The organism is Rhodanobacter sp. UC4438_H5, from assembly GCF_052978405.1.
On the sequence record NZ_CM129672.1, the window covers coordinates 2,820,584 to 2,835,181 of the forward strand.

Below are 14,598 nucleotides of genomic sequence, written 5' to 3' on the forward strand. Positions count from 1 at the left end.
CGCAGTCGCCTTGATGCAGGTCAACGAATGCGGCAACGGTGCGCCACCGCGACAAAACGCGTCGCCTGGACGGGCCGGCATCGCGCGTCGCGCGATCAAGCCGGCGCGGTGCTCAATCCACCGGCGTATGCCGCGAGCGGCTGACCTCGACGGGCGCCACCGCGCTGGCCTTGTTCGACCACGACTGGCGGACGTAGCTGACCACGGCGGCCACGTCCTCGTCGCTCAGTTGCTGCGCGAACGGCGGCATCGAGTACGGCCGCGGATTGGCCGCGGTGGCCGGCGCGAAGCCACCCAGCAGCACGCTGCGGATCGCATTGATGCTGGTCGGTCCGGTGACCGAGGTGTTGCCGTCCAGCGGCGGATAGATGCCGGCCACGCCCTGGCCGTTGTCGCCGTGGCAATCGGCGCAGTGCTTCGCGTAGAGCTTGCCGCCCTGCTCGTGGCTGGCCGCCTGGGGGAACGCGACCGGTGCGGCCGGCGCGCGCGGCGGCAACGCTTGCAGGTAGGTCGCCACCGCCTGCAGGTCGGCGTCGGTCATGTGCTGGGTGCTCAGCCGCACCACGTCGGCCATCGGTCCGAATGCGCTGCCTTTGGACGACTGGCCGGTCTTCAGCAGGTCGATGACGTCCTGCGCGCTCCAGCCTTCCAGGCCGCCGCCGCTGCGCGTGCTGAGATCGGGCGCATACCAGTCCAGCTGCGGGATCTGCCCGCCGGTGAGGTGCTGGTTCTGCTCGATGCCGCCGAGCGAATCGCGCGGCGCGTGGCATTCGTTGCAATGGCCCAGCCCCTGCACCAGGTAGGCGCCGCGATTCCACTGCGGCGACTGCGCGGGATCGGGTTGGTACACGCCGGGCTTGAAGTACAGCGCGCGCCACGCCACCAGGCTGCTGCGCACGTTGTAGGGAAACTCCAGGCCGGTCGGCTGCGCCGGCTGGTTCACCGGCGGCAGCGATTTCAGGTAGGCGAAGATCGACAGCGCATCGTCGCGCGTGACCCTGGTGAACGAGGTGTAGGAGAACACCGGGTACAGCAGCTGGCCGTGGCGGCCCTTGCCCAGGTGCAGCGCGGCCCAGAAATCGTCGAAGCTCCACTGGCCGATGCCGGTGTCCGCGTCCGGCGTGATGTTCGGCGCCGGCACGTCGCCGAACGGCGTGGCCAGCGAGCGGCCGCCCGCATACGGCTGGCCGCCGCGCGCGGTGTGGCAGGCGGCGCAGTCGCCGACGGTGGCCAGGTACTTGCCGCGCTCGATCCGCGCCGGATCGACCAGCGCGACCGCATCGGCCTCGCGCTGGACCGGCGTGGACGGTGTGCGCTGGTCGCGCGCGAGATACCACCACGCTGCCGCGCCGATCAGCAGCAGGACCACCAGCAAGCCGACGCCGCGTCGCAACCACTTCATGGATTCACCTCGCTGTGGCCCATCACGCACCAGCCCGGCAGCGGCGTCGTCTGCGCCGCGGCGGGCTGCGGGTGCATGTCCGCCGCCGGCGCGTGGCTGGCCAGCCATGCGGACACCGCGGCGATATCCGACTCGCGCATGCGGTTGGCCACCACGCCCATGCAATACGGCCCTTCCGCCGCGCGGGTATGCGTGCGCCACGACACCAGCTGGTTGCTGATGTAGCCGGAGGACAGACCGACCAGGCCCGGCATCATCGACTCGAAGCCGGTGAGCTTGTCGCCGTGGCAGCTTACGCACGAAGGCACGGCGCGGGCGGGATCGCCGTGGAGCACCACCTGTTCGCCGCGGCGCAGGACCTCGGCCGACACGGCGGGCTGCGGCCAGCGGTGGTACGGCAGATCCTGCGCGGCGAAGTATTCCGCGATCTGGCGCAGGTAGGGCTGGCTCAGCTGGCGCACCACGTATTCCATCGGCGCGTGCCGGCGCTGGCCGGACTGGAAGTACTCCAGTTGCTGCAGCAGATAACCCGCCGGCTTGCCGGCCAGGCGCGGCGCCAGCACGCCATCGGGGGAACCTTCGCCGCGCGCGCCGTGGCAACTGGTGCATGCGGCCACGCGCTGTTCCAGGGTGTCGGGAGCGGCTGCGGCCAGCGCGGCCGCGGCACTGCAAAACGCAAGCAGCGCGACCGCCGCGCGAAGCGACGAGCGTCGGTAAGGGGGACGGATCATCCGCCCATGGTAATCCCGGGCGCCGTTTCGCCGGGGACTCGCGACATCCTGCCGCACTGCCACCCGACCCCCGAAGCCGCTGCCGGGCAGGCGAAAAGTTGCAAATGAATCTGTTGACCGCAGCGCAACATTGCCCGTATGGTCGATGCATGTCGCCGATTTCAGCCCCCGACCGCCTGTTTGCCGCCCCGGTTCGCACCGGCGCCGCGACGGTGCGCGCGGGCGCCGTCGCCACGACTACCCGCACGATTACCACCGGTACTACGAGTCCCGGGCGGAGCGTCGTGCGCAGCTGAAGTTTCCACGCAACGGCCCGCCCTCGACGAGGCGGGCCGGCTGATACCGACACGCCAGCGAGCACGGGCCTCCACCGGAGAGGCCACCGTGATCACCTGTGCACCCGAGCAAGCCAAGCATGTTCCGCTGCCGCCGCTGTCCCCGCATGCCACCGGCAGCACGCGGCTGCGCACGCTGGCGGTGGGCGTGATCGGCCCCGGCCGCGTCGGCAGCGCCCTGCTCGCCCAGCTGCGTGCGGCGCAGCCGCGGCTGGCGCGCACGCTCGGCCTGGACCTCAGGCTTTGCGGCGTGGTCGCCCGCAAGCGCATGTGGCTGGATTGCGACGATGCCGAACTCAACGACCGCCACGGCGGCGCGCAGACCTGGCGCCCGAATGATCTGGACGCGTTCGCCGCGCACGTGCGCGGCACCGATGGCCGCCATGCGCTGCTGATCGACTGCAGCGCCAGCGACGAAGTGGCCTCGCACTATCCGCAGTGGCTGGCCGCGGGCATCCACGTGGTGACGCCGAACAAGCTCGCCGGCAGCGGCCCGCTGCCGCGCTGGCAGGCGATCCACACCGCCTGCGCCGGCGGCGCGCGCTTTCGCTGCGAGGCCACCGTCTGCGCCGGCCTGCCGGTGGTGCAGACCCTGCGCGACCTGCTCGACACCGGCGATGAACTGCTCGCGGTGGAAGGCATGTTCTCCGGCACGCTGGCCTGGCTGTGCAACCGCCACGACGGCCGGCAACCGTTCTCCGCACTGGTGCGCGAGGCGCATGCGCTGGGTTATACCGAGCCCGATCCGCGCGACGATCTTTCCGGCCTGGACGTGGCGCGCAAGCTGGTGATCCTGGCGCGCGAGGCTGGCTGGCCGCTGTCGCTGGAAGACGTCGACCTGGAAAGCCTGGTGCCGGCATCGCTCGCCGCACTGGACCGCGAGGAGTTCTTCGCGCGGCTGGGCGAGCTCGATGCGCCGATGGCTGCCGCGCTGGCCCGCTCGCGCGAGGCTGGCGGCGTGCTGCGCCATGTTGCCCACCTCGACCGCCATGGCCACGCCAGCGTGCGACTGCAGGTGCTGCCGGCCAGCCACGCGTTCGCGCACACGCGGCTGACCGACAACGTGGTGCAGTTCAGCACGCGCCGCTACTGCGATAATCCGCTGCTGGTGCAGGGTCCGGGCGCCGGGCCGGAGGTCACCGCGGCCGGCGTGTTCGCCGACCTGCTGCGCATCGCCGAATCGCTGGCGGTGCATGCATGAACACGCCGCTACAGGAACCGCTCATGGCTGCACACGCACGACCGCCGCACCTCGCCCACGCCTTCGCCCCGGCCAGCGTCGGCAACGTCGGCGTCGGCTTCGACCTGCTCGGCCACAGCGTGGCCGGCGCCGGCGACCGCGCCGAGGTGCGCCGCATCGAGGAACCGGTGGTGCGCATCGCCGCCATCCGTGGCTGCGTGGAAGGCCTGCCGCTCGACCCGCGGCACAACACGGCCGGCACCGCGCTGCTGTCGCTGCATCGCGCACTGAAGCTGCCGTTCGGTTTCGAGCTGGTGCTGCACAAGGGCATTGCGCTGGGCTCGGGCATGGGCGGTTCGGCGGCCTCGTGCGTGGCCGCGCTGGTCGCCGCCAACGCCTTGCTGGAACAGCCGCTGTCGCGCGAGGCGCTGTACCCGTTCGCACTCGACGGCGAAGCGGTGGCCAGCGGCAGCCGCCACGGCGACAACCTCGGCTCGATGCTGCTCGGCGGCCTGGTCCTGGCCACCCACGAGCGCCTGGTGCGCATCGCCGTGCCGGCGGCATGGCACTGTGCGCTGGTGCATCCGCACGTGGTGCTGGAGACGCGCCGCGCGCGCGCCGCGCTGGCCGGCCACTACGAGCTGGGCGAGTTCGTGGCGCAGAGTTCGAACCTCGCCCTGGTGCTGACCGGCTGCCAACGCGGCGACGCGACGCTGGTGCGCGAAGGCCTGAAAGACGTGCTGGTGGAACCGCGCCGCGCCCCGCTGATACCGCACTTCGCGCAGGTGAAGCAGGCCGCGCTCGACCACCACGCCCTCGGCGCCAGCATCTCCGGCGCCGGCCCCAGCGTGTTCGGCTGGTACGACAACCGCGCCGATGCCGAGGCGGCCAGCGTGGCGATGCAGGCCGCCTTCGCCGACGCCGGGCTGGACAGCGATGCGTGGGTGTCGCCGATCGAGGGGCCGGCCGCCGAGTTGATGGATTCGCTCGACCAGGACTCGCAACCATGATGATCGTAGGGCGGGCACCGCCCGCCGGCCCCTCTTCGCGCATCGTCGCAATCGCGGCGGGCAATGCCCGCCCTACGCCTGTAGGAGCGCACCCAGTGCGCGAGCTCTTCCTGGCACGCGACAAAGGCATCGCGCACGGGGTGCGCTCCTACAGCAGGGGTGGCGGTCATGCATGAACCTCTGCGTTATCACAGCACGCGCAGCAGCAGCACGGAAACCGTACCGCTCAGCCACGCCATCGCCGCCGGCCTCGCCCCCGACGGCGGCCTGTACGTGCCCGAACAGCTCCCGCGGCTCGATCCCGCCGCCTTCGATCCGCGCGGCACGCTGGCCGACACCGCCACCACCTTGCTGGAGCCGTTCTTCGCCGGCGACGCGCTGGCCGACGCACTACCCGCGATCTGCGCCGAAGCCTTCACCTTCGACGCACCACTTCGTCCGCTGCCCGCCCATCCGCACACGCTGATGCTGGAGCTGTTCCACGGCCCCACCTCCGCCTTCAAGGATTTCGGCGCACGCTTCCTCGCCGCCTGCCTGCGCCGGCTGCCGCGCGCCGATGCGCGACCGCTGACGATCCTCGTCGCCACCTCCGGCGACACCGGCGCCGCGGTAGCCGCGGCGTTCCACCGCCAGCCGAACGTCCGCGTGGTGATCCTCTACCCCGACGGCCGGGTTTCGCCGCGCCAGGCGCACCAGCTCGGCTGCTTCGGCGACAACGTGACCGCGCTGCGCGTGGCCGGCCGCTTCGACGATTGCCAGCGCATGGTCAAGGCCGCACTCAACGACGCGGCACTGCAGGCCGACGTACCGCTGTCCTCCGCCAACAGCATCAGCCTCGGCCGCCTGCTGCCACAGATGAGCTACTACGCCCACGCCGCGCTGCGCTGGTGGCGCGAACACCGCACGCCGCTCAACTTCATCGTCCCCACCGGCAACCTCGGCAACGCCATGGCCTGCCTGTGGGCGCGCGAAATGGGCCTGCCGATCGGCGAAGTGCGCCTGGCCTGCAACGCCAACGCCACCCTGCCCGACTACTTCGCCGGCGCCGACTATCGGCCGCGCGAAGCCGTCGCCACCCTCGCCAACGCGATGGACGTCGGCGCGCCCAGCAACTTCGAGCGGCTGCGCTGGACGTTTCCCGACGAAGCGGAACTCCGCCGTCTGCTGCAAGCCCACAGCGTCGACGATGCCACCATCCGCCAGACCATCACCCGTCACGCACGCGAACATGGCGAAGTGTTCTGCCCGCACACCGCCACCGCCATGCACGAACTCGACTGGTTGCGCAATTCAGGTGATACGTCTGCGTGGGCGATCGTAGCCACAGCGCACCCGGCCAAGTTCGAGAGCGTGGTGGAGCCGTTGATCGGCCATTCCGTCGCGGTTCCCGTCGCGCTGGCCGCCATGCTGGATCGGTCAGCCAGTGCCGAACCCGTCGACGCCGATGACAGATCGCTCAGCGCACGACTGCATCACAATGGAAAATATTCCGATTGACCCTCCTCGATCGTCCGTGTTGTGCTGCGGGGACGGTTAATCATGCTCGACGGCCCGTTGGAATGTCAGCAGCCGGTCATGCTGGAAGTCAAAACGCACAGGGAGTGGCGCATGGGTCTGGAAAAAATGCTGCTGGCGTCCAGGGAAACTGGAGACTACATGCCAGTCTGGGAACAACTGGTCAATACCAAGCTGTTCGTATCGGTTTTCACCAACGAGACCGGACCAGAGATAAGCAATTTTCGATTTGAGATCAGGGAATCCCAACAAGACGAAAACCTGTACATCGTGGTATCCGACAACCTCGACGACCTAGCCCGATCCGGCTGCAGCACCGCCATACGCGAGAACGCATACAAGCTCTTGAACATGATCCGTCCAGAACTCGGCATGATCATTGCCATATCTGGCGGAGAGCACTTCTACATACCTCCGGGCCTGGTCGACTGGATCCGCAAGAGTACCCAAGTCGTGGATGCTCAAGACGGCAATGACGTCACTTCGCTTTCCCCGGTTGGCGCTGCCAAGGTGCTCAGTCATTCATCAGGCAAGAAAAATAAATCGTGATACGACCCGTTACTTTAACGAGGTAGATCAGGCATGGCAGTTGGATTGAACCACGACGCGCAACGCCCGGGAGGAAAAATGTCTTTCGTGAATGAATACATCTCCGCCGAAGATGCCGAAAAATACCAGCTTGAGGAGATTGACAAGCAATTCTTTCCAGGCACTCATGCTCGCGACTGGACGATCGATCGGGTGCGAAACATCTATCTTCGGAATGTGGAGCTAGGTGGTGGTTCCGATCCGGATCTACGTAACCAGTACAAATGGACCCTGTATTGGCACGGTGACCTGTTGCTCCTGGGAACGGAGCTTCTGGATCACGGTGGTGAAATTGGCCAACCCGGCTGGTCGCATTGGAAGTTGACTTCGCTGGACTTGCCCGAACAGTTGCGTCCACACAAGGAGGATATTCTTGCTGATCTGAACGAAGCCCTCCTAGCTTATAAAGGATCAGGCATATATTCCACAAACACAGAATATGAAATCACTGTCGATATCGGGGGAGACGTCATATGACGAGTCCCTTGACATCCCAACAGGCCATAGATCTGCTGCGGAGTCAACCAGAGAGGTACGCCACACCAGAGCAGTTGCGTGCTCTGGCGGCGCAGGTGGATGCGGATGCTTCAGGAAAGGTAACCGTGTTGTATAGCGGTCGTGTGTCTGAGGGCGTTTATTCAAATGACGTAGTCAAGGGCATGATTGCCGCCGGCGAGGACGTGCGGGTTATCAACAACAGTCAAGCTGCCAAATTTCTCGAATCCCGTGATTTCAATGCAGCCGTTTCTAAAGCCTATGGGATTGACCTAGCTGATTTGACAAGCGGCAAGTACCACGGTCCCGCAACAGACTGGCTCTACAACGCAAAAGAAGGCCCCTGGGCGGATGCCTCCGGTCGCTTCGTCGACGCCACCCATGGGGAGGTGCGCGCCATTGTCAGCGATGCAAAACTGGATCGGGTGTTCGTCGCGGTGGAACTACCTCGCGCCATCGCCAACCCCAATATCACCATGATCGAAGGCATCCCGCGTGAAGAGCTTGTCGCACGCCAAACCAGCCAGGGCACGCAGGCGGCTTTCGAGATTATTTCGGCGCGCGCTTACAACAACGTTGGCACCTTGAATGTGACAGTGAACTACGCGGGCACACCGCTGCGCGAGAACGGCATAGTGCAGGTGGATAGCCGCACCTATTTCGCCGGCACCTCGATCCAGGGCAAAACACCCTCCTTCACTGCTGTCACGCGACCCTTGGCCGATCGCATGCCACCACCGAACGTCTACGTGCAGGCCGGCAACACCCGTCTGCGCTTGGAGTCGGTGCCGCTCGCTGCCGAAGCGACGCGTGGTCTCCATCCGGGCGTTAGTGCGGGCATGGGTATCGCCGGCGTCGGTGCGCTAGTGGGCGACGCCTACACTACTGCTAAGCAATACCAGGCGCTCAGCGCGCAAGGCAACCAGTTCGGCGCGGATGCGCTGCTTCGACGCTACGAAGGGCGCACGGTGGGCGGCTTGCTCGGTGGCATCGGCGCCGGTGTCGCTTATGGCTTTGTGGCGGGTTCGGAAACCGGCCCCGGCGCCTTCATCACCGGCGCTGTCGGTGGCGTGGTGGGTGCGTTCGCGGGCGACAAGATCGCCACCATGGTGACCGAGCACAAGGTCAATCATCAGACGGGTACCGATGGGGTCACCTACGTGTACGAGGACGGACGGTGGCAGAACACGCACTACCAGCTCGATCCGGCCGTTGCGTCGGTACCGAATCCATACGGTGCGGCGTCGATGCGCGCCGTGGTGACGCCGGCGCCAGCGGCGCAGCTCGCCCAGCTCGACTACCAGCGCATGACCGCAATCATCTCGCTGGCACTCGCCAATCCAGCCACACAGGACACCAGGCACATCGAACTGGATGGCACCAAGTGGCACGCCACAGCCGACGGTTGGGCGCAGCAGGTGCAGATCCCCGGCGTGCCCAATACTTACGGGATCCCGTCCTATATCACGGTGGACCGGCCTGCCAATGCCCGGACAACCGAAGCGCTGAATCAGCTCGCCGCCAATCGGCGGTTCAACAACGAGCACTATGCCGAGGACGTCGCCAAGGCATACGTGATGGACTACTACGGCAAGGGCTGGAGCGCGAACGGTCCCTTGCCGGAGGTCGTCACCGAAGCCCTCGGGCTGGCCAGCGAGGAGCACATCACCGATCCGCGGACCGGGAAGGTCTGGAACGCCGACGGCCACGGCCATTTCAGCCGGGAAGAAACGCGGCTGATCGGCAGGGTAGTGATCCACGAGACGCACGGGGCGAGCGGCGAGGAACGGACGCGGCTTGGCCAGCTGGAGCAGCTCGCGGTGCACTCCAACGCCGATTACGGCCAGCAGCTGATTGCGCAGAAGTACGAGAAGTGGCTGGCCGCGCAATTGCACGTGCGCGCGTCGGCGGAAAGCTACGCGGCAGTCGGAGCAGATCATCAGACCCCGCTCGAATCTTCGCCGGCATCGCATGATGCGGTGGTGACCGCGCCACTTGCTGTTGCGGGCGTGGCGCCGATCACGCCCGCAAGCTCCGATCACGCCATGTTCGATGCCCTGGTCGCGGCCGCGCGCAGCCTGGATATCGAAGCCATGCGCTCGATCGGCCAGAACTACCTGCAATCGGAGCGCGGGCAGGCCTGGCTGGCGCAGGGACAACAACTCAACCAGCAATTGGCGCTGCAGGCGGGACGGGAGGCACAGGCGCAACAAGCTGCGGTGATGCAACGATGAGGAAGGAACCCATGAACCCGGACATCGACGGCCCGAACAATACGCAGACAGACGACCTGCGCGCGCTGGCGCTGCAACTGGCGGCATTCACCGGCGTGCTGGAGCAGCGCGGCCAGCAGGTGATGCAGGAGGTCCAGGACGCCGCGCAACGCCTCGACCGCACGGCGCACGGCGTGGCCGACTCCTCCGAGCGGCTCGCCGCCGGCATCATCGAACACATCCGGCAAGCCGCGGCCACCACGGTGGCCAGCGGGCTGCGTCAGCCACTGGAAGAGGCCGGGCGCACCATGCAGGACGGCACCCAGCGCATCCGGCACGCCATCCGCGAACTGGAACAGCGCACCAACCGGCTCGGCCGGGCGCTGTCGGCCCATGCATGGAAGACCTTCGTGGCCAGCGCCGTGGCCTCGCTGGCGGTGATCGGCGTGGCGATCTACATGGGCGTGCAGGCGCACCGGGAGAACGTGCGCGCCGAGTGGGTCGACCAGATCAACGCCGCGATCGCCAACGGCAGGCTGGCGCGTTGCGCCGACGGCGGATTGTGCGCGCGTGCCGGCAGCAAATGGGTGCGGCTGGATCCCTAGCGCAGCGCGAAATCGTGCCGCCGGTGGCCGGTCCCGGCGAGGTCGATAGTTTCATCTGTATCCATTTGGCCACCTAGCCGTCCAAATTGCGCCGCGGCGGCTTAGAAGATTTCGTCATGAAGATTTTTGTTGACAGGCTCGCCGGCATCGCTTACGGTCGGTTTCATGTCGCAACGCAGCAGCCACTGCCGCACCGCCGAAATGAACCGTCTCGCGACGGTTGACGGCCTGCTGCAGGCTCGCGGCACGCTCATTATTACCCTCGTACTCGTACTCCTTATTACCAACGGAGGTGCGGGCTGAGGGCATGTGTCCAGGTAGCTAGAAAAACCTGAAAACACCCAAAGAACCCCGCACCCGGTAACGGATGCGGGGTTTTTTTGTGCCTTCGGCGACGCCCACACAGCGGAGCCATGATGAAAAACCCCGACCAGCACAACGCACCCGCCGGCGACGACGACGTGGCCGCCGACCGCGTGCGCATCTTCGACACCACCTTGCGCGACGGCGAGCAGACGCCCGGTTTCTCGATGGACCGGCGCGCCAAGCTGCGCATGGCGCAGATGCTCGAATCGCTCGGCGTGGACGTGCTCGAGGCGGGTTTTCCGCAGGCCTCGCCGGATGATTTCGCCGCGGTGGCGCAGATCGCCGAGTCGCTGAAATCCACCACCGTGTGCGCGCTGGCGCGCTGCCAGTCCGGCGACGTCGACAGCGCCGCCCGCGCGCTGGAGCGGGCACAGCGTTCGCGCATCCACGTGTTCATCTCCACCAGCGCGCTGCATCGCGAGCACAAGCTGGGCATGAGCAAGGCGCAGGTGCTGGATGCCGCGGTTGCCGCGGTGGAACAGGCGCGCGAACGCTGCCACGAAGTGGAGTTCTCCGCCGAGGACGCGATGCGCACCGAGCCGGAGTTCCTCGCCGAGATATTCGCCGCCGCCGTTGCAGCCGGCGCCAGCACGCTCAATGCACCGGACACGGTCGGCTACATGACGCCGGCCGAGATCGCCGAACGTTTCGCCTGGCTGCGTGCCCACGTCGCCGGCGCCGAACGCGTGGTGTTCTCCAGCCATTGCCACAACGACCTCGGCATGGCGGTGGCCAACAGCCTGGCCGCGGTGGAGGCCGGCGCGCGCCAGGTGGAATGCACCGTCAACGGCATCGGCGAGCGCGCCGGCAACGCCGCGCTGGAGGAGATCGTGATGGCGTTGAAGGTGCGCGGCGCGTACTTCGGCGCGGATACCCGCATCGATACGCGCAAGCTGCATCCCGCCTCGCGCCTGCTGTCGCAACTCACCGGCCAGCAGGTGCAGCGCAACAAGGCAATCGTCGGCGCGAACGCCTTCGCGCACGAGTCGGGCATCCACCAGCACGGCATGCTCAAGCATCGCGGCACCTACGAAATCATGCGCCCGCAGGACGTGGGCCTGGCCGAGACCAAGCTGGTGCTGGGCAAGCACTCCGGTCGCGCCGCGCTGCGCCAGCGGTTGCAGGCGCTGGGCCACGCGCCGGAAGAAGCAGCGCTGGACGCGATCTTCGCGCGCTTCAAGACGCTGGCCGACAAGAAGCGCGAGGTGCACGACGAGGATCTGGAAGCGCTGGCGCTGGGCCAGGACCCCGACGCGCTGGGTCCGTGGCGGCTGCTGCGTCTGGACACCAGCACGCACCTGGGTGCCGGCGCCTCGGCGGCGGTGAAACTGCGCCACGACGATGGCCGTGAAGCCGCCGAAGCGGCGATCGGCGACGGCCCGGTCGACGCGGTGCTGCGCGCCATCGAACGCGCCACCGACAGCGACCTGCGGCTGACGGATTTCCAGGTGCGCGCGGTCAGCGAGGGCGGCGATGCCCAGGGCCAGGCTCGGCTGGTCGCCCGCCATGCCGGCCGCGACTGGAACGGCGACGGCGTCAGCACCGACATCGTCGAAGCCACCGCGCAGGCCGCGCTGGCCATCGTCAATCGCATCGAACGACACGCGCCGGTCACGCCAGCGACCGCATCCCCAACCCCACGCAACACCAAAGCCCTGGGAGCCACCGCATGAGTACGCCCTTCGTCTGGCACAACGGCCGGATCAAGCCGTGGGCCGATGCCAACGTCCATGTCAGCACGCACGCACTGCACTACGGCTCGTCGGTGTTCGAGGGCGAGCGCGTGTACGCCACGCCGCGCGGGCCAGCCTATTTTCGCCTGGCCGAGCACACCCGCCGGCTGTTCGAGTCGGCGCGCGTCTACGAGATCGAGGTGGGCTACAGCGAAGACGAGATCAACGACGCGTGCCTGGAACTGATCCGCGCCAACGCGATTCCGTCGGCCTACGTGCGGCCGATCGTGTTCCGCGGCGCCGGCGGGTTGGGTGTGCTGGCAAGGGATGGCGCGCCGGTGGAGGTGGCGATCATCGCGCTGAACTGGGGCGCGTACCTGGGCGAGGCGGCCGAGCGCGGCGCCGATGTCTGCGTGTCGTCGTGGAACCGTCCCGCGCCGAACACCCTGCCGAGCTGGGCCAAGGCCGGCGGCAATTACCTGTCGAGCCAGCTGATCGGGCTGGAGGCACGCCGCAACGGCTACGACGAGGGCATCGCTCTGGGCCACAACGGCCTGCTCAGCGAAGGCGCCGGCGAGAATCTGTTCCTGGTGAAGCGCGGCAAGCTGCTCACCCCGCCGTCCAGCGCCGGCATCCTGGCCGGCATCACGCGCGACGCGGTACTCACCCTGGCTGCCGATCTCGGCATCTCGGTCGAAGAGCGCGAGCTGCCGCGCGAGGCGCTGTACTCCGCCGACGAAGTGTTCATGACCGGCACCGCCGCCGAGATCACCCCGGTGCGCTCGGTCGACCGCAAGGCCATCGGCGCGGGCGCGCCGGGGCCGATCACGAAGGCGTTGCAGCAGGCGTTCTTCGGCCTGTTCGACGGCCGCACCGAGGATCGCTACGGCTGGTTGAGTGTGGTCAATGCAGTCGTCCCTGATTGTGGCTCAGCACCAGCTGGTGATCGCGCTCAGGGACGAGCGCACGAAGTGACGGAGGTCGCGGCATGACCTCACGGACCCTCTTCGAGAAAGTCTGGGACGCCCACGTCGTCGTCGCCGAAACCGCCGACACGCCGGCGGTGATCTACGTCGACCTGCACCTGGTGCACGAGGTGACCTCGCCGCAGGCGTTCAGCGAACTGCGCGAGCGCGGGCTGAAACTGCGCCGGCCCGACCGCATGCTGGCCACGCTGGATCATTCCACGCCGACCCTGCCGACGAATGCCGACGGCAGCCGCCCGTATGCGAACGCCGAGGCGCAGGCACAGGTCGCGCAGCTGGAAGCGAACTGCCGCGAGTTCGGCGTCGAACTGCACGGCTGGGACAGCGCCGACCGCGGCATCGTGCACGTGATCGGCCCCGAGCTGGGCGCGACCCAGCCCGGCATGACCATTGTCTGCGGCGACAGCCACACCTCCACCCACGGCGCGTTCGGCGCGCTGGCGTTCGGCATCGGCACCACCGAGGTCGGCCACGTGATGGCCACGCAGTGCCTGCTGCAGCGCAGGCCGAAGACCATGGCAATCCACGTGGACGGCCAGTTGCCGCCGGGCGTGGGCGCGAAGGATTTGATCCTGCACATCATCGGCACGATCGGTGTCGATGGCGGCACCGGTTACGTGCTGGAGTATCGCGGCGCGGCGATCGAGGCGCTGTCGATGGACGAGCGCATGACCGTCTGCAACATGTCGATCGAGGCCGGCGCGCGCGCCGGGCTGATCGCGCCGGACGAGACCACGTTCGCCTGGCTGAAGGATCGCCCGCGCGTGCCGCAGGGCGCGGCGTGGGACGCGGCGGTGACGAGGTGGCGCGCATTGCGCAGCGACGACGGCGCGCGATACGACCGCGAGGTGCGCATCGACGCCGGCGCGGTGAAACCCACCGTCACCTACGGCACCCATCCGGGCATGGCGATCGCGATGGACGCGCCGGTACCGGCGGCGAACAATGCGCAGGAACGCCGCGCGCTCGACTACATGCAAAGCACGCCCGGCCAGCCGATGCAGGGCACGCCGGTCGACGTCGTGTTCGTCGGCAGCTGCACCAACTCGCGCCTGTCCGACCTGCGCGAAGCGGCGCGCGTGCTGCATGGCCGACGCATCGCGCAAGGTGTACGCATGCTGGTGGTGCCCGGTTCCGAGGCGGTGCGCCGCGACGCCGAGCGCGAAGGCCTGCACCACGTGTTCACCGCCGCCGGCGCCGAGTGGCGCGTGCCCGGCTGCTCGATGTGCATCGCGATGAACGGCGACCTGGCGCAGCCGGGCCAGCTGGTGGTGAGCACCTCCAACCGCAACTTCGAAGGCCGCCAGGGCAAGGGCGCACGCACCGTGCTGGCCAGCCCGGCCACCGCCGCCGCATCGGCGATCGCCGGGCGCATCGCCGATCCGCGCGAGTACCTGGTGGAAGTGGCGGCATGAGAGGCAGGAGCGAGGGTAGAGGAGTGAGGAGTGAGAGAGAGCACGAGCCGCATACCGGCGATTTCTCTTTGCACGCACCCGCTC

At 67.7% G+C, this 14,598-nt stretch carries 12 protein-coding genes; 10 read left to right on the forward strand and 2 right to left on the reverse strand.

The features are described from left to right. Positions 1–112 precede the first annotated feature (112 nt). Both ACVCL9_RS12970 and ACVCL9_RS12975 read right to left on the reverse strand, forming a co-directional pair. On the reverse strand, positions 113–1,402 hold the full coding sequence (locus ACVCL9_RS12970) for a cytochrome c (RefSeq protein WP_447097810.1): 1,290 nt from the start codon (positions 1,400–1,402) through the stop codon (positions 113–115). Next, the gene (locus ACVCL9_RS12975; RefSeq protein ID WP_447097809.1) at positions 1,399–2,133 is read right to left on the reverse strand and encodes a c-type cytochrome; all 735 of its coding nucleotides are present in this window, start codon (positions 2,131–2,133) and stop codon (positions 1,399–1,401) included. Before ACVCL9_RS12975 ends, ACVCL9_RS12970 begins: the two co-directional genes overlap by 4 nt. A gap of 384 nt (positions 2,134–2,517) precedes the next feature. On the opposite strand from ACVCL9_RS12975, the gene ACVCL9_RS12980 reads away from it, so the two are divergent. From ACVCL9_RS12980 to leuC, 10 genes are all read left to right on the forward strand, one after another. Then, on the forward strand, positions 2,518–3,669 hold the full coding sequence (locus ACVCL9_RS12980) for a homoserine dehydrogenase (protein WP_395120572.1): 1,152 nt from the start codon (positions 2,518–2,520) through the stop codon (positions 3,667–3,669). Beyond that, positions 3,666–4,658: a homoserine kinase gene (locus tag ACVCL9_RS12985; protein WP_447097808.1), complete on the forward strand. Its 993-nt coding sequence runs from the start codon at positions 3,666–3,668 to the stop codon at positions 4,656–4,658. The genes ACVCL9_RS12980 and ACVCL9_RS12985 overlap by 4 nt, the downstream gene beginning before the upstream one ends. Positions 4,659–4,826: 168 nt before the next feature. Further along, complete coding sequence (gene thrC, locus ACVCL9_RS12990; protein ID WP_447097807.1) at positions 4,827–6,155, forward strand: threonine synthase; 1,329 nt, start codon at positions 4,827–4,829, stop codon at positions 6,153–6,155. 42 nt (positions 6,156–6,197) lie between these two features. Further along, positions 6,198–6,722, forward strand: coding sequence for a hypothetical protein (locus tag ACVCL9_RS12995; protein WP_447097806.1), 525 nt, complete (start codon positions 6,198–6,200; stop codon positions 6,720–6,722). Positions 6,723–6,800: 78 nt separating this feature from the next. Further along, a complete protein-coding gene (locus tag ACVCL9_RS13000) occupies positions 6,801–7,238 on the forward strand; it encodes a hypothetical protein (protein ID WP_447099511.1) in 438 nt (145 codons plus the stop codon). Next, a complete protein-coding gene (locus ACVCL9_RS13005) occupies positions 7,235–9,490 on the forward strand; it encodes a hypothetical protein (RefSeq protein WP_447097805.1) in 2,256 nt (751 codons plus the stop codon). Before ACVCL9_RS13000 ends, ACVCL9_RS13005 begins: the two co-directional genes overlap by 4 nt. A gap of 11 nt (positions 9,491–9,501) precedes the next feature. Further along, on the forward strand, positions 9,502–10,074 hold the full coding sequence (locus tag ACVCL9_RS13010; protein ID WP_447097804.1) for a hypothetical protein: 573 nt from the start codon (positions 9,502–9,504) through the stop codon (positions 10,072–10,074). A gap of 416 nt (positions 10,075–10,490) precedes the next feature. Continuing rightward, positions 10,491–12,113 carry a 2-isopropylmalate synthase gene (locus ACVCL9_RS13015; RefSeq protein WP_447097803.1) on the forward strand — a complete coding sequence of 541 codons (1,623 nt, stop codon included), beginning with the start codon at positions 10,491–10,493 and terminating at the stop codon, positions 12,111–12,113. Further along, positions 12,110–13,105, forward strand: coding sequence for a branched-chain amino acid transaminase (locus ACVCL9_RS13020; RefSeq protein WP_447097802.1), 996 nt, complete (start codon positions 12,110–12,112; stop codon positions 13,103–13,105). The genes ACVCL9_RS13015 and ACVCL9_RS13020 overlap by 4 nt, the downstream gene beginning before the upstream one ends. Next, a complete protein-coding gene (leuC, locus tag ACVCL9_RS13025) occupies positions 13,102–14,514 on the forward strand; it encodes a 3-isopropylmalate dehydratase large subunit (RefSeq protein ID WP_447097801.1) in 1,413 nt (470 codons plus the stop codon). Before ACVCL9_RS13020 ends, leuC begins: the two co-directional genes overlap by 4 nt. Positions 14,515–14,598 lie beyond the last annotated feature (84 nt).